Origin of the sequence: Pseudomonas yamanorum, from assembly GCF_013386765.1 — a bacterium.
In the GTDB taxonomy this organism is placed as follows: domain Bacteria; phylum Pseudomonadota; class Gammaproteobacteria; order Pseudomonadales; family Pseudomonadaceae; genus Aquipseudomonas; species Aquipseudomonas yamanorum_A.
Genome location: NZ_JACARE010000022.1, coordinates 24,459 through 49,610, shown reverse-complemented (window position 1 = coordinate 49,610; position 25,152 = coordinate 24,459). Strand labels below are relative to the sequence as shown.

Sequence of the window (25,152 nt, the reverse complement as noted above, 5' to 3'; positions counted from 1 at the left end):
TGATTCCGCTTTACCTTTGAGCGTTTTGGTCTTTACTCACGTAAGCCATGGAAGACCCACTGTGACCTGTCAGGACTGTCGAATGAATGCCACAAACCAACGCTATCTTTGATCGGATGCCCGTCATCCGAGGCTGATGATAACTGCTGTGTTTACGCTCCAAGTTGCTCTAACCCCCGAGGTAATGAATCTTTGAAACCCTATCCAATTCATTGCGTGTCGATCGTTATCCCGGTCTACAACGAACAAGAAAGTCTGCCTGAATTGCTGCGTCGCACCATGGCCGCCTGCAAACAACTGGCTTACGAATACGAAATCATCCTGGTGGATGACGGCAGCCGCGACAACTCCGCGCAATTGCTCGAAGACGCCGCCGCTCTTGAAGGCAGCAACGTGGTCGCGGTGATCCTCAACCGCAACTACGGCCAGCACGCCGCGATCATGGCCGGCTTCGAACATTGCCGGGGCGACGTCGTGATCACCCTGGACGCCGACCTGCAAAACCCGCCGGAAGAAATCCCGCGTCTGGTCGAACAGGCCGCCCTGGGCTACGACGTGGTTGCCACCGTGCGCAACAACCGCCAGGACTCGGCCTTCCGCCGCTGGCCGTCGCGCCTGATCAACCTTGCCGTGCAACGCTCCACCGGCGTGGCCATGAGCGACTACGGCTGCATGCTGCGCGCTTATCGCCGCACCATCGTCGACGCAATGCTGGCCTGCCGCGAGCGCAGCACCTTTATCCCGATCCTGGCCAACAGCTTTGCACGCCACACCACGGAAATCCTGGTGCATCACGCCGAGCGTGAACACGGCGAGTCCAAATACAGCCCGATGCGCCTGATCAGCCTGATGTTCGACCTGCTGACCTGCATGACCACCACGCCACTGCGCCTGTTGAGCATCGTCGGTTTCAGCCTGGCGGCCCTGGGCATGCTCTTCGCCTTTGCGCTGATTGTGCTGCGCATTGCCTTCGGCTCCGGCTGGGCCGGCGACGGCATGTTCGTGCTGTTCGCCATATTGTTCGTGTTCACCGGTGGCCAGTTCATCGGCATGGGCCTTTTGGGTGAATACCTGGGCCGCATGTACAGCGATGTGCGGGCCCGCCCACGGTTCTTTATCGAAAAAGTGTTGCGCAACCAGCCGGCAGCACCGGCCGAGACCTTTACGGTCGATGGCCTGACCTCCTCCCACACCTCTACTTCTCCTTCCGATCAGGTTTCGTCATGAATTCAAAAGCTGTTGTCTTCGCTTACCACGATATTGGCTGTGCAGGCATCGAAGCCCTGCTCAATGCGGGTTACGAAATTGCTGCCGTGTTCACCCATGCCGATGATCCCAAGGAAAACAATTTCTACGGTTCCGTCGCCCAACTGTGCGCCCGCAACGGCATCCCGGTGCACGCCCCGGAAGACGCCAACCACCCGCTGTGGATCGAGCGCATCGCCAAGCTGAACCCGGACTACATCTTCTCGTTCTACTACCGCAACCTGCTGAGCGAAGCCCTGCTGGCCACCGCCAAGAAAGGCGCGTTCAACCTGCACGGTTCCCTGCTGCCTAAATACCGTGGCCGCGCACCGGCCAACTGGGTGCTGGTCAACGGCGAAACCGAAACCGGCGTAACCCTGCACCGCATGGTCAAGCGTGCCGATGCCGGCGCGATCCTGGCCCAGCAGAAAGTCGTGATCGACCGCACCGACACCGGCCTGACCCTGCACGCCAAACTGCGTGACGCCGCCACCAGCCTGCTGCGCGACGCCCTGCCACAACTGGCTCAGGGCAAGCTGGCTGAAACCGCACAAGACGAAAGCCAAGCCACCTACTTCGGTCGTCGTACCGCAGCAGACGGCAAGCTGGACTGGAAAAAACCGGCTGAAGAACTGTTCAACCTGGTGCGTGCCGTTACCCAGCCATACCCGGGCGCCTTCTGCGCCGTGGGCGAGCACAAGCTGATCGTCTGGAGTGCTGAGGTCGTTAAAGGCAACGAAGGCCTGGCCCCTGGCCGCGTGATCAGCGTCAACCCGCTGCGCATCGCCTGCGGTGAAGACTCCCTGGTGGTCAAGTTTGGCCAGCGCAACGAAAACGGCCTGTACCTGGCGGGCCCTTCCCTGGCCGATGAACTGGGCCTGGTGGACGGTTCCGTATTGCGCGGCGCCGAGTCCGGCCGCAAGCCACGCCGTACCCGCGTGCTGATCCTGGGTGTGAACGGCTTCATCGGTAACCACCTGTCCGAGCGCCTGCTGCGTGACGACCGCTACGAGATCTACGGCCTGGACATCGGTTCCGACGCCATCGAGCGCCTGCGCAGCCACCCGAACTTCCATTACGTGGAAGGCGACATCAGCATTCACTCCGAGTGGATCGAGTACCACATCAAGAAGTGCGACGTGGTTCTGCCGCTGGTGGCCATCGCCACCCCGATCGAATACACCCGCAACCCGCTGCGCGTATTTGAACTGGACTTCGAAGAGAACCTGAAACTGGTTCGCTACTGCGTGAAGTACAACAAGCGCGTGATCTTCCCGTCGACCTCCGAAGTGTATGGCATGTGCCAGGACCAGTACTTCGACGAAGACACCTCCAACCTGGTGGTGGGCCCGGTCAACAAGCAGCGCTGGATCTACTCGGTCTCCAAGCAACTGCTGGACCGCGTGATCTGGGCCTACGGCGACAAAGGCCTGAAGTTCACCCTGTTCCGTCCATTCAACTGGATGGGCCCGCGCCTCGACCGTCTGGACTCGGCCCGTATCGGCAGCTCCCGCGCCATCACCCAACTGATCCTCAACCTGGTGGAAGGCACGCCAATCCGTCTGTTCGACGGCGGCGAGCAGAAGCGTTGCTTCACTGATATCGCCGACGGCATCGAGGCCCTGGCGCGCATCATTGATAACGACAACGATAACTGCAACGGCCAGATCATCAACATCGGCAACCCGGAAAACGAAGCCAGCATCCGTCAGTTGGGCGAAGAGCTGCTGCGTCAGTTCGAAGCTCACCCGCTGCGCGCCAACTTCCCTCCGTTCGCCGGTTTCCGCGACGTAGAGAGCAAGGCGTTCTACGGCACCGGTTACCAGGACGTGGCGCACCGCAAGCCAAGCATCGACAACGCCAAGCGCCTGCTGAACTGGGAGCCCACCGTTGAGATGAGCGAAACCATCGGCAACACCCTGGATTTCTTCCTGCGTGAAGCCATGCTCGAAATCGCGGACAAGCGTTAATGCAGGCCGGTCTACGCATCGACGTCGACACCTACCGAGGCACCCGTGAAGGGGTGCCAAGGTTGTTGGAGTCACTGGATGAAGCCGGGGTCAAGGCGACCTTTTTCTTCAGCGTCGGGCCGGACAACATGGGGCGCCACTTGTGGCGCCTGATCCGCCCGCAGTTCCTGTGGAAAATGCTGCGCTCCAACGCTGCCGGCCTGTACGGCTGGGATATTTTGCTGGCCGGCACCGCCTGGCCGGGCAAACCCATCGGTCGCGACCTGGGGCACCTGATGCGCCAGGCCAAGGCTGCCGGACATGAAGTCGGCCTGCACGCCTGGGATCACCATGGCTGGCAGGCCAACACCGGAAGCTGGAGCGACAAACAGCTGGTCGAACAGATCCGCCGTGGCGTCGACACCTTGAGCGACATCCTCGGTGAGCGCATCGACTGTTCAGCCGCCGCCGGCTGGCGTGCCGATGAGCGTGTGGTGCAAGCCAAGCAACAGTTCAACTTCCGTTACAACAGCGATTGCCGTGGTACCAGCCTGTTCCGGCCCACACTGGCGGATGGCAGTGCCGGCACGCCTCAAATTCCGGTGGACATGCCGACCTTCGACGAAGTCGTGGGCCCGGTGGTGGCCGCCAAGGATTTCAATGCGTTCATCCTCGACCGCTTCAAGCCGTCGAAGCTCAACGTCTATACGATCCACGCAGAAGTAGAAGGGATTCTGATGGCCAATGATTTTCGCCAGTTGCTCGCCCAGGCAGGGCAGCGCGGCATCGACTTCAAACCGTTGGGCGACTTGTTGCCCGCCGACGTGACCACCCTGCCCCAGCAACAACTGGTGCGCGGTGTGCTGAGCGGCCGTGAAGGCTGGCTCGGAGTGCAAAAGGCATGATCCGGCGCTGGGCCCTGCCCCTGCTCCTGCTGGCTTTCGGGGTGTTCTACCTGATCCCGTTGGCCACCCACGGCTTGTGGATTCCCGACGAAACCCGCTATGCGCAGATCAGCCAGGAAATGCTGCTGACCGGCAAATGGGCCTCGCCGCACTTCATGGGGATTCGCTACTTCGAAAAACCCGCTGCCGGGTACTGGATGATCGCGCTGGGCCAGGCGATATTCGGCCAGAACCTGTTCGGCGTGCGTTTCGCCTCGGCCCTGAGCACCGGCTTGAGCATCCTGCTGGTGTACGGCGTGGCCCGGCGCTTGTGGAACGACCCGCGCAAGAGCCTGGTCAGCACCGTGCTGTACATGAGTTTCGTCAGCGTCGCGTTCCTGGCGGGCTACGCCAACCTCGACCCGCAGTTCACCTTCTGGGTCAACCTGACCGGGGCCGCACTGTGGTTCTGCGCCGACAGCACTACCACCCGTGGCCGCCTGTGGTCGTGGGCCTTGCTCGGGTTCGCCTGCGGCATGGGCTTCATGACCAAGGGTTTCCTGGCTTGGTTGCTGCCGGTGCTGATCGCCCTGCCCTACATGGTCTGGCAAAAACGCTTTCGTGAACTGCTCACCTATGGCCTGGTGGCCGTGGTGGTGGCGATTGTCGTCAGCCTGCCGTGGGCGCTGATGGTGCATGCCCAGGAGCCGGATTACTGGAACTTCTTCTTCTGGCACGAGCATATCCAGCGTTTTGCCGGTGAAGACGCCCAGCACTCCGAACCTTTCTGGTACTACCTGCCGCTGATGGTGGCGTTCGTTCTGCCGTGGATGGCCCTGCTGCCGTCCACCGTCAAACAGGCGTGGCTGGAAAAGCGCAGTGCCAAGATCGCCTTCCTGCTGTTCTGGCTGCTGATGCCTTTGGCGTTCTTCAGCCTGGCCAAGGGCAAGCTGCCGTCGTACATCATGCCGTGCCTGCTGCCACTGGCGTTGCTGATGGGCCATACCCTGGCCGACAAGCTGGCCCAGGCCCGTGGCCGCGTGCTGCGGATCAACGGCTGGCTGAACCTGATCATCGGCGTGCTGGGGCTGCTGGCCCTGACCTGGTTCCAATTGAAGAAGCCGGTGTATGAGCACGGCCAGGAAACCTTGAGCCTGGTGCTAGTGTTCGTGTTCCTGTTCGGCTGGATCATCGCCAACCTGTTGCAAGCCGCCCGCCCGCTGCACATGTGGGCCGCACCGGTGATCGGCAGCTGGCTGCTGGTGGCCCTGGTGCCGGCCGCGCTGCCGCACTCGGTGGTTTATAACAAGACCCCCGACCAGTTCATCATCGACCACCTCCAGGAGCTGCAGCCAACCACCGCGTTGCTGAGCAACGACCTGGGTGCGGCCTCGGCGTTGTCCTGGCGCCTGCAGCGTCCCGAAGTGATGCTCTACAACACCGTTGGCGAAGTGAAATACGGCATCGCCTTCCCGGACACCGCTTACCGCAAGATCGATGCCGCCCATGTCGAGCAATGGATGACTGATGCGCGCAAACAGGGTTCGGTGGGCGTGGTGATGCGGGTCAAGGGTGATGACGAGCGTCAGGAAGTGGAGCTGCTGCCCAAAGATGGCAAGCGTTACGAGCAGGGCAATATCGTGATTCTGATCTTCCCGCAGAGTGCGCCATGACCACGTTGCTGCTGTTGTTGGCCGCCTGCCTGCTGACCTGCATGGGCCAGGTGTCGCAGAAATTCGCGGTTGAAGGCTGGCGCGACCAGCCCGACGGTTGGGCCTTGAAGCTGCGCTCGCCGTGGTTGTGGTCGGCGCTGGCATGCCTGGGCCTCGGCCTGTTGGTGTGGCTGCTGGTGCTGCAACGCCTGGAAGTCGGCATCGCCTACCCGATGCTCAGCCTTAACTTTGTGCTGGTGACCCTGGTGGCGCGTTTTGTATTCCACGAACACATCGATGGCCGCCACTGGTTCGGCGTGCTGCTGGTGATTGCCGGTGTGGTGTTGCTGGGGCGCCAGGTATGAGTCGCGCGCGCGGTTTTGCCCTGGCCCTGGGCAGCGTTGCACTGGTGAGCGGTGCGCAGTTGGGCATGCGCTGGAGCATGACGCGCCTGCCGCTGCCCACCGAATGGCTGACAGCCTTCAACGCCGGCGCCATCGACTTCGGCGCACTGGGCGTGGTGACCCTGGCGATCATCGCCTATGCGCTGTCGATGCTCTGCTGGCTCGGCGCGCTGAAAGATTTGCCACTGGGCCGCGCGTATTCGCTGCTCAGCATCAGCTACGCGCTGGTGTACCTGCTGGCGGCCAGCCTGCCGGTGTTCAACGAACATTTTTCGGTTTCAAAAACTGCGGGAGTGGCCTTGGTCATTCTCGGAGTCCTGACTATCAACTCTCGTCGTGCTAGCACCACAAGTCCCAGGAATGCCCCATGAAAATCAGTGTATTTGGTAGCGGTTACGTCGGTCTGGTGCAGGCCACCGTGTTGGCCGAAGTCGGCCACGATGTCATCTGCATGGACGTAGACGAGAACAAGGTCAAGTTGCTGCAACAAGGCCACGTGAGCATTTTCGAGCCGGGCCTGGCGGCCATGGTCAAGGAAAACCTCGAAGGCGGTCGCCTGACGTTTACCTATGACGAGAAACTCGCCGTTGAACACGGCGAAGTGCTGTTCATTGCCGTGGGCACGCCTTCGGATGAAGACGGTTCGGCCGACCTCAAGTACGTGCTGTCGGTAGGTGACGCGGTGGCCCGTCACCGGATCGAACCGGTGATCCTGGTGGAAAAATCCACCGTGCCCGTCGGCACCGGCGACACCTTGCGCGCACACATGGAAAAGGCCCTGCACCTTGCCGGCCGCCACCTGGAGTTCGATATCGTCTCCAACCCGGAATTCCTCAAGGAAGGCTCGGCCGTGGCCGACTGCCGCCGCCCGGACCGCATCGTCATCGGCTGTGAACGTGAAGAGGTGCGCGAGGTGATGCGCGAACTGTACGCACCGTTCAACCGCAACCACGACCGCATCATCTTCATGGACCTGCGCAGCGCCGAACTGACCAAGTACGCCGCCAACTGCATGCTGGCCACCAAGATCAGCTTTATCAACCAGATCGCCGAGCTGGCCGAACACCTGGGCGCCGATATCGAAGCCGTGCGCCTGGGCATTGGTGCTGACTCACGTATTGGTTACCACTTTATCTACCCTGGCTGCGGTTATGGCGGCTCGTGCTTCCCCAAGGACATGCGTGCCCTGATCCACAGCGCCAAGGCCGCCAACTGCTCCAGCGACCTGCTGGAAGCCGTGGAAGCCATCAACCAGCGCCAGAAGAGCAAGCTGTTCGAACGCGCCAACGCGTTCTTCAAGGGCGACCTCAAGGGCAAGACCTTCGCCTTGTGGGGCCTGGCCTTCAAGCCCAACACCGACGACATGCGCGATGCGCCAAGCCGGGTGCTGATGGAAGCCCTGTGGGCCGCCGGCGCCAATGTGCGCGCGTTTGACCCCGAAGCCATGCAGGAAACCCAGCGCATCTACGGCGATGACCCGCGCCTGATGCTGATGGGCACCCCGGAATCGACCCTCAGCGGCTCCGACGCCTTGATCATTTGCACCGAATGGCAGCAGTTCAAGGCCCCGGATTTCGACCTGATCCAGCAACGCCTGAAAACCCCGGTGATCTTCGACGGCCGCAACCTGTACGACGGCGAGCGCCTGGCGCGCAAAGGCATCCAGTACTTCCCGATGGGCCGCGGCGATTCCTGCAATTTGCCGATCCCCCAGCAAAACTGGGTGCCTCAGGCCGAGGAAGCCTAAGACGTGGACAAAGCTCATCCGCCCCTGCTCAGCCCGACGATCCGCCGCCACTCATGGGTAATGGGGCTCCTGGCTCTGGTCCTGTTTGTCGCGGGCAACTGGAACCAGGCAATCATCGGCTTTGATTCGCGCTTCGTACTGTTCGCCCAGGAGATGCTGCGCCATGGGCCTGGGTTCTTCCCGACGACATACGGGCAACCGTATGCCGATTACCTGGCCACCTCGACGCTGATGACCTGGCTGCTGTCCCTGCCTCTCGGGCAGGTCACCAGCCTGACGGCCTGGCTGCCCACGGCCATCGCTTCGGCGCTGATCGTGGTGCTGGTGTACCGGCTGACGGCGCCCTACTCCCGGCGCTGGGCGCTGCTGAGCGTCGCGGTGATGCTGCTCAGCAGTACCTTCATCAGCGAAACCCGCGCCGTGTCCCTCGACCAGATGCTGGCCGCCGTGGCCCTGGCGGTGTTTTACCTGGGGTATGCCCATGACCACTTCGGCGCCGGCAAACGCCTGCACTGGCTGTTTCTGCTGCTGATCCTGGGCTTCGCAATCCGCGGGCCGATCGGCCTGGTGATTCCCACCGGCATGCTCTGCAGTTATTACCTGATCAATCGCCAATGGCGGCAGCTGTTCAGTTTTGGCCTGTTGGCGCTGGCGTTGCTGGCCGCGTGTGTCGGCCTGCTGTTGCTGCTGGCCAAGCTCAGCGGTGGCGAAGTGTTCATGCAGGACGTGATCCGAATGCAGTTCCTCGGCCGTATGGACGGTACTGAAGGTTCCGGCAGCGTGCTGTATTACTTCACCAGTTCGCTGGGCAACTACGCCCCGGCATACCCGCTGGCCATACTGGCGCTGATTGCGATTGCCGCAGGCGGCCGCGAAGACAAGGGGCCGGCGCTGAAACTGGTGCTGTACTGCCTCGCAGCGGGCCTGATCGTGATGATCGGCCTGTCGGTACCCCAGGCGAAAAAGGCTCGCTATGTGCTGCCGATGCTGCCGATGGCGGCGATCATCGCCGCGTATCCGTTCCAGGTCTCACGCGGGCGGCTGTTCGCCGGGCTGCGCTGGCTGATGCTGGCGCTTTGGACCGTGGTTCCAGGGTTGCTGATCGCAGGCTTGTTCGTGGCGCGTCATCGCTTCCCGGAGCAGATCGGCAGCCTCAATCCGGTGTTCGGCATCCTGATCGCGTTCCAGACCCTGGCACTGGTGTTTCTTTTCAAACCGCGCCTTCGCTACCTGGGCCCCGCTTTGGGTGCGGTGCTGGCTGTGTGGCTGACGTATATCGTGATGGTCGAGCCCCTGACGCGTCGTTTGTATGACACCCGCACCTTTACCCTTCAGGCCCAGGCGCTGATCCAGCAGGAACGCGCGCCGTTGGTGCTGCACGCGCTGGGCAAGGACGCGAAAGCCATCAAGTTCGTGGTCAACCTCGATTGCGACCGGGTGCCGCTGTTTACCCAACTGCCCGCCGAGTTGACACCGATTCAGGCGCCGGCCTGGCTGATCATGAGCCAGGCGGACTTTGAAGGGTTGACTGATCCCCGGTTTCGCTCACTGGTGCCGGTACTGACCGGGCAGTTCGACAAGAACCCGTATGTGCTGCTGCACTTGGTTAAACTCCCTCAGCCTTGATAACTGGCGGTAGGATAAGCGGGCAATCCGCTTGTCCTGCCGCCAGACGCATAAGTAGCTTCGGACCACTGTGCATGTAAGAAACTTCTTTGCCCAACAACTTCTGCAACTTTCTAGATAGTAACTATCGAGAAAAATCCTACGTATCTATACGTAACCAGCGATGCAACTCCCCTTCCCGCTCAAAGTCCCCAACTGTAGACTCGCCAGCCAAGTGAGTTAATTAGTTACTACCTTCCAGGTATTTCCAGTATCGCCAAACGCTCGCCCCAGGGCCTTCATGACAATATTGAAAGAAACAAAAAAACGCCCGTTATAGACAGAGCTGCAATAACAATAAATAAGTTTAAACAGCATTTAACCTGCCGTTTATTTCATCTAGAGGAATGCTCCGTGTCCGATCAACCATTGCCCGACCCCTCTGTTGCGACAGGTTTGCCACCCACAGACCAGACAGCGCCTGCACAGGTCAATGTCGGCTACGTCGCCATTCCCAAACTGGATCGGCTGATGGAACTGCGCGATGCGCTGGTGGTGCTCAAGGGGCCGCTGGCCAACAATCCATCATTGAGGGAGAACGTACAGAACCTGCTGATCAACGAGGAAACCAATGACCGGGTGCTGGGCAAGATCAGTAGCCCCCTGCAACGCCCAACCGGGTTGATACCCTTTGGCTGAGACCGGTTAACTGCAAAAATACTGCATTTGACCTGCATTAATATGCATTGGCGGCAACCTTGCTCGATGGGCACACTGCGCAGGTTCCTCCCCCAAATGCAGGAACTTTTTTGAAGGGCTTTTCCGGGAAACCAGACAAGCCTTTTTTTTCGCCCGTTTTATGGATCTCCCGTTAATGCTTGCTCGCTGGTTACCCGCTGCCGTCAATACCCGCCCCGCCGAATGGAGCCGCGCCGCCGTCGGCATGGCCCTGGGCACGCTGTTCAGTGTCTGGGTGTGTGCCCAAGTATTCGGCATGGAGGTGGCGTTGCACCTCATCGGCCCGCTCGGAGCATCGGCCGTGTTGCTGTTTGCCGTGTCATCGGGCGCGTTGGCGCAACCCTGGTCGATCATCGGCAGCTACTTGTGTGCCGCCATTGTTGCCTTGCTGGTGGCCCGGGTGCTGGGACGTACCCTGGGCAGCGCGTGCCTGGCCGCCGGGATGACCGTGATCCTGATCTGCTGGCTGCGTTGCCTGCACCCGCCTGCGGGTGGGCTGGCCATGAGCCTGGTGCTGGCGGACCCCGCCTCCATCGCCCTGGGCTGGCAGGAAGTGGCCGCGGTCATGCTGGGCGCCGCCGCCCTGCTCGCGTGCGCCCTGGCGTACAACAACGCGACACGCACGCGTTACCCCAAAGGCGCCAGCGAAGCCGCCGCGCCGAACTTTATGGCAACTGTCACCGACACCCCCGGCATCAGCGCCGAAGACCTCAAGCAGGCACTGGCCGAGCGCGAGCAGTTCGTGGATGTAACCCCACAGGAGCTGGAAGAGCTGATCCAGGCCAGCGAGCGGTATGCCCGGCGGCGTGCAATCGGGGCGGTTTTCCAACGCCAGGGGTGATGCCGTCCCTCATGCAAAAATGCAAAAACGACCTGCAGGATTCCGACTTGTACTTGGCAAATTTGCACTGGTACGATCGCGAGATGGTTCGCCCGCGAACATCTTGATAAAGAACAATAAAAGCAGGGAGTTAGAGATGACTGCTCAGGTTTCATCCGAGGCAAGCAGCGCCGGGATCGTGCATGACGAGGTCCTGGCTGAAGTCCGCAACCACATAGGTCACCTGACCCTCAATCGCCCCGCCGGCCTGAATGCCATTACCCTGGACATGGTCCGCAGCCTCAGCCGGCATTTGCAGGCTTGGGCAAACGACCCCCAGGTGCACGCCGTGGTGTTGCGCGGTGCCGGGGAAAAAGCCTTCTGCGCTGGCGGCGACATTCGTTCGTTGTACGACAGCTTCAAGAGCGGCGACACCCTCCATGAAGACTTCTTCGTCGAGGAATACGCCCTCGACCTCGCCATTCACCACTACCGCAAGCCAGTCCTGGCGTTGATGGACGGCTTTGTCCTCGGTGGCGGCATGGGCCTGGTGCAAGGCGCCGACCTGCGAGTGGTCACCGAACGCAGCCGCCTGGCGATGCCGGAAGTGGCCATCGGCTATTTCCCTGACGTGGGCGGCAGCTACTTCCTGCCGCGTATTCCCGGCGAACTGGGGATCTACCTCGGTGTGACCGGCGTGCAGATCCGGGCGGCCGACGCCCTGTATTGCGGGCTTGCCGACTGGTACCTCGACAGCGCCAAGCTGAGCGAGCTCGATCAGCGCCTGGACCGCCTGAAATGGCACGATTCACCCCTCAAGGACCTGCAAGGCCTGCTGGCCGGCCTGGCGGTGCAGCAATTGCCCGATGCGCCACTGGCCGCACTTCGCCCGGCCATCGATCACTTCTTTGCCTTGCCGGACGTACCGAGCATCGTCGAGCAGTTGCAGCAAGTCACCGTCGCCGACAGCCATGACTGGGCATTGACCACCGCCAGCCTGATGCAAACCCGCTCGCCCCTGGCCATGGCCGTCACCCTGCAGATGCTGCGCCGTGGCCGTCATCTGCACCTGGAGCAGTGCTTCGCCCTGGAATTGCACCTGGACCGCCAATGGTTCGCCCGGGGCGACCTGATCGAAGGCGTGCGCGCCCTGCTGATCGACAAGGACAAAACCCCTCGCTGGAACCCTCCGACCCTCCAGGCGTTGGAGGCTGATCATGTCGAGAGCTTCTTCCGCGACTTCGATAAGAACGAGAACTAAGTCATGCAAGATATTGAATTTACTGAAGAACAGGTAATGATCCGCGACATGGCTCGGGACTTTGCCCGTGGCGAAATTGCGCCTCACGCCCAGGCGTGGGAAAAGGCCGGCTGGATTGACGATGCCCTGGTGGCCAAGATGGGCGAGCTGGGGTTGCTGGGCATGGTGGTCCCCGAGGAATGGGGCGGCACTTACGTCGACTACGTGGCCTACGCACTGGCGGTAGAAGAGATTTCTGCCGGTGACGGCGCCACCGGCGCCCTGATGAGTATCCATAATTCAGTGGGTTGCGGGCCAATTCTCAACTACGGCTCACAGGAGCAGAAGGAAACCTGGCTGGCCGAACTGGCCAGCGGCCAGGCCATCGGCTGCTTCTGCCTCACCGAGCCCCAGGCCGGTTCAGAAGCCCACAACCTGCGTACCCGCGCCGAACTGCGGGACGGCCAGTGGGTCATCAACGGCGCCAAGCAATTTGTCAGCAACGGCAAGCGCGCCAAACTGGCGATCGTGTTTGCAGTGACCGACCCGGACCTGGGCAAGAAAGGCATCTCGGCATTCCTCGTGCCCACCAGCACCCCGGGCTTCGTGGTCGACCGTACCGAACACAAGATGGGCATTCGTGCCTCCGACACCTGCGCCGTCACGCTCAACCAATGCACCGTGCCTGAAGCCAACCTGCTGGGCGAACGCGGCAAAGGCCTGGCTATCGCCCTGTCCAACCTTGAAGGCGGGCGCATCGGGATTGCCGCCCAGGCGCTGGGGATCGCCCGGGCCGCCTTTGAAGCGGCACTGGCCTATGCCCGTGACCGGGTGCAGTTCGACAAGGCGATCATTGAGCACCAGAGCGTGGCCAACCTGCTGGCCGACATGCAAACCCGCCTGAACGCCGCGCGCTTGTTGATCCTGCATGCCGCCCGCTTGCGCAGTGCCGGCAAGCCGTGCCTGTCGGAAGCGTCCCAGGCCAAGCTGTTTGCCTCGGAAATGGCCGAGAAGGTGTGCTCGTCCGCGATGCAGATTCATGGGGGTTATGGCTATCTGGAGGATTACCCGGTGGAGCGTTACTACCGGGATGCACGGATTACCCAGATCTACGAAGGCACCAGCGAGATTCAGCGGATGGTGATTGCTAGAGAATTGAAGAACTATCAGCTGTAACTGACTGACTTTAATAAAAAATATGGGAGCTTATTAGCTCCCATATTTTTGATCAGCCTTTTTACTTGTCTTTGAACTCCGGCGTGCGCTTGGCGACAAACGCCGCCATCCCTTCCTTCTGGTCCAGCGTGGCGAATGCCGCGTGGAACACCCGGCGCTCAAAGCGCACACCTTCAGACAGGCTCACTTCAAACGCGCGGTTGACGCTTTCCTTGACCATCATGCTGATGGGCACCGACTTGCTGGCGATCAGGTTCGCGACTTTCAGCGCTTCATCCAGCAGCTCATCCGCCGGCACGATCCGCGCCACAATCCCGCTACGCTCGGCTTCCACCGCATCGATAAACCGCCCGGTCAGGCACATTTCCATGGCCTTGGCCTTGCCCACGGCGCGGGTCAGGCGCTGGGTGCCGCCCATGCCCGGCAGCACGCCGAGGTTGATTTCCGGCTGGCCGAACTTGGCGTTGTCACCGGCCAGGATAAAGTCGCACATCAATGCCAGCTCACACCCGCCCCCCAGGGCAAAACCGTTAACGGCAGCGATGATCGGCTTGCGGCGGTTGGCCACGCGGTCGCTGTCGCTGAACAGGTCATCGAGATAGATCTGCGGATAGGTCAGTTCGGCCATTTCCTTGATGTCGGCGCCGGCGGCAAAGGCTTTTTTCGAGCCGGTGAGTACGATGCAGCCGATTTCCGGGTTGGCTTCCAGGCTGTCCAGCGCCTGGTTCAGCTCGCTGACCAGCTGTGCGTTGAGGGCGTTCAGCGCCTGTGGGCGATTGAGGGTGATCAGCCCGACACGGCCCTGGACGTCCAGCAAAATGGTTTCGTAACTCATAGATGCTCCTCAGAGATTGCGTGAAATGACCATGCGTTGAATATCGCTGGTGCCTTCGTAAATCTGGCAGACCCGCACATCGCGGTAGATCCGCTCCAGGGGAAAGTCGCTCAGGTAACCGTAACCGCCGAGGGTTTGCAATGCTTGCGAGCAGACCTTTTCGGCCATTTCCGAAGCAAACAGCTTGGCCATGGATGCTTCCACCAGCGCCGGCTGGCCGCTGTCACGCAGGGCGGCGGCGTAATGCACCATCTGCCGGGCGACCGCGATTTGCGTCGCCATGTCCGCCAGGCGGAACGCCACGGCCTGGTGCTCGATGATCGGCTTGCCAAAGCTTTCCCGCTCGCGGGCGTAATCCCGCGCAGCCTCGAACGCCGCCCGCGCCATGCCCACTGCCTGGGAGGCAATACCGACGCGTCCGCCTTCAAGGTTGGCCAGGGCGATCCGGTAGCCTTCGCCCTCTTCGCCCAAGCGATTGGCCACCGGCACCTTCACGTCCTCAAACAGGATCTGGCAGGTGTCGGAAGCGTGCTGGCCGAGTTTGTCCTCGACCCGTGCCACGCTGTAGCCCGGCGAATCGGTAGGCACGATAAACGCACTGATGCCGCGTTTGCCGGCGGCCGGATCGGTGACGGCGAACACAATCACGACCCCGGCGTTTTGCCCGGAGGTGATGAACTGTTTGCAGCCATTCAATACATAGTGATCGCCTTCCAGCCGGGCGCGGGTTTTCAGGCTGCTGGCGTCGGAACCGGCCTGGGGCTCGGTCAAGGCAAACGCGCCGAGCATCGCGCCGCTGGCCAGGGGCTTGAGGAATTGCTCTTTCTGCTGGTCAGTGCCGAACTTGAGGATCGGCACGCAGCCCACGGAGTTGTGCACGCTCATGATGGTCGAGCAGGCGCCATCGCCGGCGGCGATTTCTTCCAGGGTCATGGCGTAGGCCAGGTAGCCGGTGTCGCAGCCACCCCATTGTTCCGGGACCAGCATGCCGAAAAAACCCAGCTCGGCCATTTCACCGATGGCTTCCTTGGGAAACCGGTGTTCGCGGTCCCACTCGGCGGCGAAGGGCTTGAGCCGCTCCTGGGCAAATTGCCGGGCGGCTTCGCGGATCTGCAGTTGTTCGTCATTCGGGAGCATAGGTGTTCCTTAATACAGGCATTCAACGGCCATGGCCGTGGCTTCGCCGCCGCCGATGCAGATCGCCGCAACACCGCGCTTGAGGCCTTTCTGGCGCAGGGCCGAGAGCAGGGTCACCAGGATCCGCGCACCGGACGCACCGATCGGATGGCCCAGGGCGCAGGCACCACCGTGGATATTGACCTTGCTGTGGGGAATCTCCAGCTTGCTCATGGTCACCAGGCTGACCACGGCGAAGGCTTCGTTGATTTCAAACAGGTCGACCTCATCGAGGTTCCAGCCGGTCTTGGTCATCAGTTTGCGGATCGCACCCACCGGTGCCACCGGGAACAGGCCTGGCTCGTCGGCAAAGGCTGCGTGGCCGTGGATCACCGCAAGCGGCTTGAGCCCGCGTTTGTGGGCTTCGGATTCACGCATCAGCAGCAACGCCGCCGCACCGTCGGAAATCGAGCTGGAGTTGGCCGCCGTCACGGTGCCGCCTTCGCGGAAAGCCGGCTTCAAGGTAGCGATCTTGTCCAGCTTGGCCTTGGGCGGCTGTTCGTCGTGGGTGATGGTTTTCTGTTCCTTGCCCACGGTGACCTGCACCGGGACGATTTCGGCAATGAAGTTGCCGTCGGTGATCGCCTGTTGCGCGCGGGTCAGGGACGCAATGGCGAACGCATCCTGGGCCTCGCGGGAAAAACCGTTGTGCTCGGCGCAGTCCTCGGCAAAGGTGCCCATCAGGCGGCCCTTGTCGTAGGCGTCTTCGAGGCCGTCGAGGAACATGTGGTCGAGTACCCGGCCGTGGCCCATGCGGTAGCCGCTGCGGGCGCGGTCCAGCAGGTACGGGGCGTTGGACATGCTCTCCATGCCACCGGCGATCACTACCTCCACACTGCCCGCCAGCAGCGAGTCATGGGCCAGGATGGTGGCCTCCATGCCGGAGCCGCACATCTTGTTGAGGGTGGTGCAGCGGGTGGATTTATCCAGGCCAGCGCCCAGTGCCGCCTGGCGTGCAGGCGCCTGGCCGAGACCGGCCGGCAGTACGCAACCGAACAGCACTTCGTCCACCGCATCGGTGGCGATACCGGCACGTTCGACCGCAGCACGTATCGCCGCCGCACCCAGTTGCGGGGCAGTCAGGCCCTTGAGGTCGCCCTGGAACCCGCCCATGGGCGTACGTACTGCGCTGACAATAACGATTGGATCAGTCATGAAAAATCTCCTTATTTGGCCGCCATGCGCAAGGCACCGTCGAGACGGATCACCTCGCCGTTGAGCATGCTGTTTTCAATGATATGCCGCACCAGCGCCGCGTACTCGCTCGGCTTGCCCAGGCGCGGCGGGAATGGCACGCCGGCGGCCAGGGACTCGCGCACTTCTGGCGTCATGCCGGCCATCATCGGTGTTTCGAAAATGCCGGGGGCGATGGTCATCACCCGAATCCCGTAGCGCGCCAGTTCACGGGCGGCAGGCAACGTCAGGCTGGCGATCGCGCCCTTGGAGGCGGCATAGGCTGCCTGGCCGATCTGGCCGTCAAAGGCCGCCACCGAAGCGGTGTTGATGATCACGCCACGCTCGCCGTCGGCATTCGCCTCGGTTTCAGCGATGGCCGCTGCGGCCAGGCGCAGCAGGTTGAAGCTGCCAATCAGGTTGACGTTGATCACCTGGGCGAAGTTGGCCAATACGTGCGGGCCATGTTTGCCGAGGATCTTCTCGCCACGGACCACGCCGGCGCAGTTGACCAGCCCGTGCAAACCGCCAAAGGCCGCCACGGTAGCCTGCACGGCCGCTTCGGCGGCGGCTTCCTGGCTGATGTCCGCGACGACGCTGCGGGCCTGCCCGCCGAGCTTCTGCGCCTGGGCGGCGACCGCGTCGGCGTTCAAATCCACCAGCATCACCTTGGCACCGGCCGCCACCAGCATCTCGGCCGTCGCCGCGCCGAGGCCGGAAGCGCCACCGCTGACCAGAAAAACCTTGTTCTCAATCTGCATCACTGTTTCCTTGAAAAAGGGATCACGCCGTGGCCGCCTGGGCCTTGGCAATTTCCTGATTACGCAAAATGAAGCGTTGCAGCTTGCCGCTCGGGGTCTTGGGCAGCTCGCTGACAAATTCGATTTCCCGTGGGTACGCGTGGGCGGCCAGGCGCTTGCGCACGTGCTGGCGCAGCTCTTCGGCCAGGGCCGGCTCGGCGTGGTATTGCTCGCTGAGCACCACAAAGGCTTTGACGATCTCGGTGCGCTCCGGGCATGGCTTGCCCACCACCGCGGCTTCCACGACTGCGGGGTGCTCGATCAACGCGCTTTCCACGTCGAACGGGCCTACACGGTAGCCGGAGGTGGTGATCACATCGTCGCTGCGCCCGACAAAGCTGATACTGCCGTCGGGGTTCAGCTCCACCGTATCGCCGCTGAGGTAGTACTTGCCGACAAAGGCCTTGGTCTTGACCCCGTCGTAGCCGGCGAACCAGCACATCGGCGATTGCTCGCGGTCGATGGCGAGGATGCCCGGCTGGCCGGCCGGCAGTTCCTGATGGTTGTCGTCCAGCACCACGATGCGGTGGCCCGGCGAGGCAAAGCCGGCGGAACCGACGTGCACCGGGTGCTCCAGGCCGTGATGGTTGCACAGCACCATGCCCAGCTCGGTCTGGCCATAGTGGTCGTGTATGGTCACGCCGAGGTTGTCGGCGAACCAGCGGATCACTTCCGGGTTCAATGGCTCGCCGGCGCTGCTGACAATGCGCAGCTTGCCCTTGATCGACTTGGCGAACTGCTCGCCGCCGGCAATCAGCAGGCGGTAGGCCGTCGGGGAACCGGTGAGGTTGGTGATCCCGTATTTATTGATGACGCGGCAGGTGCTTTCGAGGGTGAACGGGCCATCGTAGAAGGTGATCGGGTGGCCCATGGACAACGGCCCGGTGACGCCGAAATAGATGCCGTAGGCCCAGCCTGGGTCGGCGACGTTCCAGAATGCGTCTTCGGGGCGCAGGTCCACGGCGTCGCGGGTGTAGCTCTGGAACGCGACGATGGCCTTGAGCGGTACGGCCAGGGCTTTGGAGGGGCCGGTGGTGCCGGAGGTGAACATCAGCAGGAATGGATCTTCGGCGCCCAGCAGCACCGGCTCGCAGGCGTTGGAATAGTTGGGCAGTTCGGCCCAGAAGCTGAAATCGCCGCGCACGATGCCTTCGCCCTGAGGGCCGGCGACGGTGACGATGGTTGGGCAGTCGGCTACTTCCATGAGCTTGGGGCGGTTTACTGCGTCGGTCACCACCAGTGCGGCGCCTGAGCTGGTCAGGCGGTGTTCGATGGCCTTGGGGCCGAAGGCGGTGAACAGCGGCTGATAGACCGCGCCGATGCGCCAGGTGGCGAAGACGACAACCAGTAACTCGGCGGTACGTGGCAGCAGGCCGGCGACCTTGTCACCGGGCTTTACGCCCTGGGCCAGGAGGAAGTTGGCGAAGCGGGCGGCCTGGTCTTGCAATTGGGTGAAGGTGGAGGTGGCGCTGCGGCCGTCCTTGCCCTCCCAGAACAGCGCGATGCGGCCGGGTAATGCGTGGCGGTCGCAACATTCGACACAGGCGTTGAGTGCCTGCAGGTTGCCCGACAGGGCGGCGTCGACGGTGTGTTGGTAGTTGAATTGGGTGGTGGCAGCCGAGTAATCACGCATCGCTTCAAATCCCTGTGTGTTTTTTTGTTTTCAGGATGGGTACGTAGACCGGTGAAATAGTCGCTCTAGAGGGCTGGGCGGGCAATGGTCAAAGCTTTCAACTTGGGTGACTGGTTTGGCCAAGGTTTTTTTTGTGGGCGTGGGTGGGTGTACATATCCGTTGTTTTTGCAACGGCCGCTTATGGTTCCGCTCTTACCGCGGCGGGGCGCCTAAGATCAAGAACACAGCGGCCTACAGGCCGGCTTGAGTGTGGTAGAGCAAAATCAAAATCTAAAGCGAGCACGGTCCACTGTAGGAGCTGGCTTGCCGGCGATGGTCGTTAACGATGACGTTGGCATCCTGAATGAATGCGGCGCTCTCAGGTTCTTCGCCGGCAAGCCAGCTCCTACAGAAAAGCTGCCAAGCCGGCCGGTAGGCCGCTGTGCTCCTGCTTTTGATTTTGATCTGACTGCCCCATTCAGCCCGAGGCCGAACCCGGCATTCCGGCTTTTCCAAAGTGAGTCGCTGTAAGAGCGAAACCATAAGCGGCCGTTACCTGAATAACGGATATGTACACCAAAGGCCCAACGATAGACCCCACCAATCATCCAGTCAGCCCAAGCGATTGGACGCTCCACCCCCAAGCTTCTAAGCTTCAGGCCTGCGCCACCCAAGAAGCCCACCCATGATCGTCCGTCCCAAACCCAACCTGCTCGGCATCCTGTTCTCCCTCAAGGGTTCAATCGCCAAGCGCATCGCCCTGCGTAGCCTGATGGTCACCCTGCTCGCCTCAGTCATCGTACTGGTGGAAACCCTGCACCCCGCCTATTTCTCCAAGGTCAACGCCACCCCCTTCACCCTGCTGGGCCTGTCGCTGTCAATCTTCATGAGCTTTCGCAACAACGCCTGCTACGACCGCTGGTGGGAAGGCCGCAAACAACTCGGCCAGATGATCATCGAAGTACGCTCGCTGATCCGCGAAACCCAAGTCTTCAACCCTGCCGAGCGCGAAGGCATACTCCGCGGCCTCTGCGGCTTCGCCCACGGCCTGGTCGCACGCCTGCGCCTGGAAGATGAGGCGCACGCCATCAAGCCCTGGATCAACGTAAAGCCCAATCACCCCAACCCCCCCGACAGCATCCTGCAAGACCTCGGCGCCCGCTGTTCAAGCCTCGCCGAACAAGGCCAAATCAGCGACTGGCGCTACACCCAACTGGAAACCCGGCTGTACGGCCTGAGCCAGGTCCAGGCCTCGTGCGAACGGATCAAACACACCCCGCTGCCCTTCCCCTACACCTTGCTGCTGCACCGCACCATCTACCTGTTCTGCATCCTGCTGCCCTTCGCCATGGCCGAGCCGCTGGGCTGGCTGACACCGGTCTTTACCGCCATCGTCAGCTACACCTTCTTCGGCCTCGATGAAATCGGCGACGACCTCGAAGACCCCTTCGGCTTCGACGAAAACGACCTGCCCTGCAACGCCATCGTCCGCACCCTGGAACGCGAAGTGCTCGCCGCCCTCGGTGAAACCGTGCTACCACCGGCCCTGGAGCCGATTGAGTTCGTGCTGACGTGATGCGGGTTTGACACTCGCGGTGACCTGACCGAAGCTGATGGCTTTGCACTAGCTCCCCAGCTTTCGGACGCCTGCATGTCAAAGTCACGCCGTTACTCCATCGTCGGCCTGTGCGCCCTGTTGTTTATCGCAGTCATCACCTGGTATTTCACCCGTACGCCACCGGTAGTGGTCCCACCGGCCATCGCCCATGGTTATGCCAAGGCCCTGAAACAGGCACGTAACGGCGAACCCGGCGCCGCCCGCGTGCTGTATCAACAGTTGGGCCGTCCGGACTTGTCCGACGTGCGCCGCGCCGCCCTGCATGCCGAACTGCCCAATTACCCCAGCCCCCAGGCCCTCAAGCTGGCTGACAAGGACCTGGCCAACGACGCGCCAATGGTGCGCGAGGCGGCGATCCACGGCATCGTCGGCCTGGTGCCCAGCGGCCAGCGCGTGCTGTTGCTGGGGCCACTGCTGGATGACACCGAACAAAGCGTACGGTTTGCCGCGGCCAATGCCCTGCTGGGGCTGTCCCCCGACACCCTGGGCCTGTACTTCGGCCCGTTGCAGCAAGTGCTCGATGAATACGTGAAATTGCTCAAGGCTCAGCCCGAGAGCCCCGAAGGCTGGATCCAGCTGGCACGCCTGTACATTCACAGCGCGCTGCTGCCCGATGCACAAAACGCCCTGGAACAGGCGATGCGCCTGCAACCCGACAACCTGCAAGCCGTGGTCGCACAAATCGAATTGCTGGATAAACAGGGCAAGGTCGACGAGTCCCGCCAGCTCCTGGCCAAGCAGCTACAGGCCCACCCCGATTCGGCCTACCTGCAACATGCCCTCGGCATGTGGCTGCTGCACCACGGGGAGCGCGCGTTTGCCCTGCTCAGCCTGTCCCGGGCGGTGGAGCTGGAACCGAACAATCAGGACTATCGCTACGACCTGGCCACCACCCTGCACGCCCAGCAGGAACTGGAAGCCGCCCAGCGCCAGCTGGAAGAAATCGTCCAGCGCAACCCGGCCAACCGCAAGGCGCGGGTGTTGCTGGTCAATTACTGGAAAGAGACCGGCCAGTTGCAGAATGTCCAGGTGTTGCTGGCGCAGCTTGAACAGCAGAACCCGGACGATCCGGCACTCCAACAAGGGCTGTAACAGCGCTAATTGATACAAAACGTTGAACCGCTACACGGCGTCACGGTCAAGTAAATATGGCGCGCTCTCGCGGGCGCGCACCTCTACTTATACGTGACCCGAGGGCACTTCTTGTCTACATCCAAAGAGCTGTTCACAGCAAAGGCAGCCACCGGCATTGAAGGTCTGGATGACATTCTTGCCGGGGGACTTTCCCGTAGCCACCTGTTCCTGCTGGAAGGTGAGCCGGGCACCGGTAAAACCACCGTGGCCCTGCAGTTCCTCCAGGCCGGCGCAAAAAAAGGTGAACGATCGCTGTACATCACCCTGTCGGAAACCGAGCGCGAGTTGCGCCAGGGTGCCAAGTCCCACGGTTGGGACCTGGACGAACACATTCATATCTTTGAACTCACGCCACCCGAAAGCCTGCTCAACGCCGAGCACCAGCAAAGCCTGCTGTATTCCTCGGACCTTGAGCTGGGTGAAGCCACCCGGCAGATTTTTGAAGTGGTGGAGCGGGTCAAACCCACCCGCGTGGTGATCGACAGCCTCTCGGAAATCCGTTTGCTGGCCCAGAGCTCCCTGCGCTATCGCCGGCAGATCCTGGCGATCAAGCACTACTTTGTGCGCTACGACGCCACGGTGCTGTTGCTGGATGACCTGACTACCGAATCCCTCGACAAAACCGTGCACAGCGTGGCCCACGGCGTGATCCGCCTGGAAGAACTGACCCCCAACTACGGTGCCGAACGCCGTCGTGTGCGGATCGTGAAGTACCGCGGCCAGAAGTACCGCGGCGGCTTTCATGACTTCACCATCATGGAAGACGGCGTGCACGTATTCCCGCGCCTGGTAGCGGCCGAGCACCGTGGCGGCTACAACCGCCAGACCCTGACCAGTGGAATTCGCGAGATGGATGCGTTGCTGGGCGGCGGTATCGAAACCGGTTCCAGCACCCTGATACTCGGCCCGGCCGGTACCGGCAAATCGCTGATCTCGATGATTTTCGCCGCCGCCGCCGTGGCCCGGGGCGAAAAAGCCGCGCTGTTCATTTTTGACGAAGAACTGGGCCTGCTGTTCGAACGCATGAAAAACATGGGGATCGACCTGCAAGCCCTGCAAGACACCGGCAACCTGCTGATCGAGCAAGTGGATGCCGCCGAGTTGTCCCCCGGCGAGTTCTCCCACCGGGTGCGCCGCTGTGTGGATGAGCGCGGGATCAAGACCGTGGTGATCGACAGCGTCAACGGCTACCAGGCGGCAATGCCCGAAGAAAACGCACTGATCCTGCACATGCACGAACTGCTGCTGTACCTCAACCGCCGTGGCGCCGCGACCTTCATGACCGTGGCCCAACACGGCCTGGTGGGCGACATGCAGGCCCCGGTGGATATCACCTATCTGGCCGACACGGTGATCCTGCTGCGTTACTTCGAAGCCCTGGGCAAAGTCCGCCGGGCCATCTCGATCATCAAGAAACGTACCGGCAGCCACGAATCGACGATTCGCGAATACCGCATCGGTGGCCGCGGCATGACCATCGGCGAACCCCTCGATGCCTTCCAGGGTGTGTTGCGCGGCGTTCCCACCTACATGGGCACCGATAACCCGCTGCTCCAGGATGAAAGTTCATGAGTGGCCTGCCGGCCATTTCCGAACGGGCGATCATTCTGGCCCCCCTGGGCCGCGACAGCTCCCTGGCGCTGATGATGCTCAACGAGGCGGGGTTCAACGGGATAATCGCGGGGCATTTGCAAATGCTCTGCGACGAGCTCGAACACGGCGCCGGCCTGTTGATCATCGCCGCCGAAGCCATGCATGGCATCGACCTGGAACCGCTGTTGACCTATCTGCACCAGCAGCCGGCGTGGTCCGACCTGCCCATCGTACTGATGACCCATCACGGCGGCAGCGAGCAGAACGGCTCGTCGCACCTGAGCAAGCTGCTGGGCAACGTGACCTTCCTGGAGCGGCCGTTCCATCCCGTGACCCTGATCAGCCTGGTCAGCACGGCACTGCGGGGCCGTCGCCGACAGTACGAAGCCCGGGATCGCCTGATCGACCTGAGCCAGAGCGAACAACGCCTGCAAAGCACCCTTGAGACCCTCGAACAACAGGTGGAAGAACGCACCGCCCAGCTGCGCAACAACGAAGAAGCCCTGCGCCAGTCGCAGAAGATGGAAGCCGTAGGCCAATTGACCGGCGGCATCGCCCATGACTTCAACAACATGCTCACCGGCATTATTGGCAGCCTTGAATTGTTGCGACGCCGGGTAGCGCGGGGGCGTATAGACGACCTCGACAGCCTGATTGATCTGGGCGTGACCTCCGCCAACCGCGCGGCCGCCCTGACCCACCGTCTGCTGGCGTTTTCCAGGCGCCAGTCACTGGATTCAAAACCGGTCCAGATCAACCAGTTGGTGGCGTCCATGGGTGAGCTGCTGGAACGCAGCCTCAATGAAAGCATCACCCTGGACATCCGCCTGACCGAGCAGCTATGGACCGCCGAAGTCGACCCCAACCAACTGGAAAGTGCCCTGCTCAACCTGGCGCTCAACGCCCGCGATGCGATGCCTGACGGCGGCCAGTTGGTGGTGGAAACCACAAATCGCCATCTCGACAGCGTGTTCACGGCGGCCTACGGCACCCTCACCCCCGGCGACTACGTGGAGCTGAGCGTCAGCGACACCGGCTGCGGCATGCCCGAAAGCGTGATCAGCCGGGCCTTTGACCCGTTCTTCACGACCAAGCCCATCGGCCAGGGCACGGGCCTGGGACTGTCGATGATTTATGGATTTGCCCGGCAATCCCATGGGCATGTGACGATTCACAGCGTGGTCGGCGAAGGCACCACCGTCAGCCTGTTTTTGCCACGGTTTGTGGGTGAAATGATTGTGGATGAACCGCTCAACCCGGCCTTGCTGCCCTTCGCCAACGAAGGCGAAACCGTACTGATCGTCGAAGACGACCCGGCCGTGCGGGTGCTGGTGAGTGCCGTGCTGAGTGAACTGGGCTATGCGTTTGTCGAAGCCGGCGACGCCGACAGCGCGATGCCGATCATCGAGTCCGGCCAACGCATCGACCTGTTGATCAGCGACGTTGGGCTGCCGGGCATGAATGGGCGGCAACTGGCGGAAATCGGGCGGCAGGTACGGCCGGATTTGAAGGTGTTGTTCATTACCGGGTATGCGGAACACGCAGCGGTTCGCGGGGGTTTTCTGGACCCTGGGATGCAGATGATCACCAAACCGTTCACCTTTGATTTGCTGACGGCGAAGGTGCGGGAGATGATCCGGGCGTAACGCACGCCCGGCAAAGTGCGGTAATTATTAATTGTCGGCAGGTTGGAATCGTCACGACGGTATTGGGTACGAAGGTTCATATCTCAGCGCGCGCGATGCTGCTG

Annotated in this window: 21 protein-coding genes; 16 read left to right on the top strand and 5 right to left on the bottom strand. The window is 61.8% G+C overall.

Features of this window, described 5'->3' with window-relative positions; genetic code table 11:
• The first annotated feature begins 192 nt into the window (after positions 1-192).
• From arnC to HX875_RS18185, 12 genes are all read left to right on the top strand, one after another.
• Positions 193-1,227, top strand: coding sequence for an undecaprenyl-phosphate 4-deoxy-4-formamido-L-arabinose transferase (gene arnC / locus HX875_RS18240; RefSeq protein ID WP_177044275.1), 1,035 nt, complete (start codon positions 193-195; stop codon positions 1,225-1,227).
• Positions 1,224-3,215 carry a bifunctional UDP-4-amino-4-deoxy-L-arabinose formyltransferase/UDP-glucuronic acid oxidase ArnA gene (gene arnA, locus HX875_RS18235; protein WP_177044274.1) on the top strand — a complete coding sequence of 664 codons (1,992 nt, stop codon included), beginning with the start codon at positions 1,224-1,226 and terminating at the stop codon, positions 3,213-3,215. Before arnC ends, arnA begins: the two co-directional genes overlap by 4 nt.
• Positions 3,215-4,099, top strand: coding sequence for a 4-deoxy-4-formamido-L-arabinose-phosphoundecaprenol deformylase (gene arnD / locus HX875_RS18230; RefSeq protein WP_177044273.1), 885 nt, complete (start codon positions 3,215-3,217; stop codon positions 4,097-4,099). Before arnA ends, arnD begins: the two co-directional genes overlap by 1 nt.
• Positions 4,096-5,751 (top strand): lipid IV(A) 4-amino-4-deoxy-L-arabinosyltransferase, encoded by a 1,656-nt coding sequence (arnT, locus tag HX875_RS18225; protein ID WP_177044272.1) that lies wholly within the window; start codon positions 4,096-4,098, stop codon positions 5,749-5,751. Before arnD ends, arnT begins: the two co-directional genes overlap by 4 nt.
• Entirely contained in the window at positions 5,748-6,095 is a 348-nt protein-coding gene (gene arnE, locus HX875_RS18220; protein ID WP_177044271.1) for a 4-amino-4-deoxy-L-arabinose-phosphoundecaprenol flippase subunit ArnE, read from the top strand. Before arnT ends, arnE begins: the two co-directional genes overlap by 4 nt.
• Positions 6,092-6,505: a 4-amino-4-deoxy-L-arabinose-phosphoundecaprenol flippase subunit ArnF gene (gene arnF, locus HX875_RS18215; RefSeq protein WP_177044270.1), complete on the top strand. Its 414-nt coding sequence runs from the start codon at positions 6,092-6,094 to the stop codon at positions 6,503-6,505. The genes arnE and arnF overlap by 4 nt, the downstream gene beginning before the upstream one ends.
• Positions 6,502-7,881, top strand: coding sequence for a UDP-glucose dehydrogenase family protein (locus HX875_RS18210; protein WP_177044269.1), 1,380 nt, complete (start codon positions 6,502-6,504; stop codon positions 7,879-7,881). The genes arnF and HX875_RS18210 overlap by 4 nt, the downstream gene beginning before the upstream one ends.
• A gap of 3 nt (positions 7,882-7,884) precedes the next feature.
• On the top strand, positions 7,885-9,507 hold the full coding sequence (locus HX875_RS18205; RefSeq protein WP_177044268.1) for an ArnT family glycosyltransferase: 1,623 nt from the start codon (positions 7,885-7,887) through the stop codon (positions 9,505-9,507).
• Positions 9,508-10,005: 498 nt separating this feature from the next.
• Positions 10,006-10,185 (top strand): type VI secretion system contractile sheath small subunit, encoded by a 180-nt coding sequence (locus tag HX875_RS18200; RefSeq protein ID WP_256348133.1) that lies wholly within the window; start codon positions 10,006-10,008, stop codon positions 10,183-10,185.
• 175 nt (positions 10,186-10,360) lie between these two features.
• Positions 10,361-11,065, top strand: coding sequence for an HPP family protein (locus HX875_RS18195; protein WP_177044267.1), 705 nt, complete (start codon positions 10,361-10,363; stop codon positions 11,063-11,065).
• Between the two features lie 136 nt (positions 11,066-11,201).
• On the top strand, positions 11,202-12,305 hold the full coding sequence (locus HX875_RS18190) for an enoyl-CoA hydratase/isomerase family protein (RefSeq protein ID WP_177044266.1): 1,104 nt from the start codon (positions 11,202-11,204) through the stop codon (positions 12,303-12,305).
• 3 nt (positions 12,306-12,308) lie between these two features.
• Positions 12,309-13,460 (top strand): acyl-CoA dehydrogenase family protein, encoded by a 1,152-nt coding sequence (locus tag HX875_RS18185; protein WP_177044265.1) that lies wholly within the window; start codon positions 12,309-12,311, stop codon positions 13,458-13,460.
• Positions 13,461-13,521: 61 nt separating this feature from the next.
• On the opposite strand, the gene HX875_RS18180 is transcribed toward HX875_RS18185, so the two are convergent.
• Genes HX875_RS18180 through HX875_RS18160 form a run of 5 tightly spaced genes read right to left on the bottom strand, consistent with a single transcriptional unit; the run spans position 13,522 to position 19,077 of the window.
• Positions 13,522-14,295: an enoyl-CoA hydratase gene (locus HX875_RS18180; protein WP_177044264.1), complete on the bottom strand. Its 774-nt coding sequence runs from the start codon at positions 14,293-14,295 to the stop codon at positions 13,522-13,524.
• A gap of 9 nt (positions 14,296-14,304) precedes the next feature.
• Positions 14,305-15,432 (bottom strand): acyl-CoA dehydrogenase, encoded by a 1,128-nt coding sequence (locus tag HX875_RS18175; RefSeq protein ID WP_177044263.1) that lies wholly within the window; start codon positions 15,430-15,432, stop codon positions 14,305-14,307.
• 9 nt (positions 15,433-15,441) lie between these two features.
• Positions 15,442-16,626: an acetyl-CoA C-acyltransferase gene (locus tag HX875_RS18170; RefSeq protein ID WP_177044262.1), complete on the bottom strand. Its 1,185-nt coding sequence runs from the start codon at positions 16,624-16,626 to the stop codon at positions 15,442-15,444.
• Positions 16,627-16,637: 11 nt separating this feature from the next.
• Positions 16,638-17,405: an SDR family NAD(P)-dependent oxidoreductase gene (locus tag HX875_RS18165; RefSeq protein ID WP_177044261.1), complete on the bottom strand. Its 768-nt coding sequence runs from the start codon at positions 17,403-17,405 to the stop codon at positions 16,638-16,640.
• Between the two features lie 22 nt (positions 17,406-17,427).
• Positions 17,428-19,077 (bottom strand): AMP-binding protein, encoded by a 1,650-nt coding sequence (locus tag HX875_RS18160; protein WP_177044260.1) that lies wholly within the window; start codon positions 19,075-19,077, stop codon positions 17,428-17,430.
• A 665-nt stretch (positions 19,078-19,742) separates the two neighbouring features.
• Between HX875_RS18160 and HX875_RS18155 the strand changes: the two genes are divergently transcribed.
• From HX875_RS18155 to HX875_RS18140, 4 genes are all read left to right on the top strand, one after another.
• On the top strand, positions 19,743-20,633 hold the full coding sequence (locus tag HX875_RS18155; RefSeq protein ID WP_177044259.1) for a bestrophin family protein: 891 nt from the start codon (positions 19,743-19,745) through the stop codon (positions 20,631-20,633).
• A gap of 75 nt (positions 20,634-20,708) precedes the next feature.
• A complete protein-coding gene (locus tag HX875_RS18150; protein ID WP_177044258.1) occupies positions 20,709-21,767 on the top strand; it encodes a tetratricopeptide repeat protein in 1,059 nt (352 codons plus the stop codon).
• Between the two features lie 111 nt (positions 21,768-21,878).
• Complete coding sequence (locus HX875_RS18145; RefSeq protein WP_177044257.1) at positions 21,879-23,381, top strand: ATPase domain-containing protein; 1,503 nt, start codon at positions 21,879-21,881, stop codon at positions 23,379-23,381.
• Positions 23,378-25,048, top strand: a complete 1,671-nt coding sequence (locus tag HX875_RS18140; protein ID WP_177044256.1) for a response regulator — start codon at positions 23,378-23,380, stop codon at positions 25,046-25,048. Before HX875_RS18145 ends, HX875_RS18140 begins: the two co-directional genes overlap by 4 nt.
• Positions 25,049-25,152 lie beyond the last annotated feature (104 nt).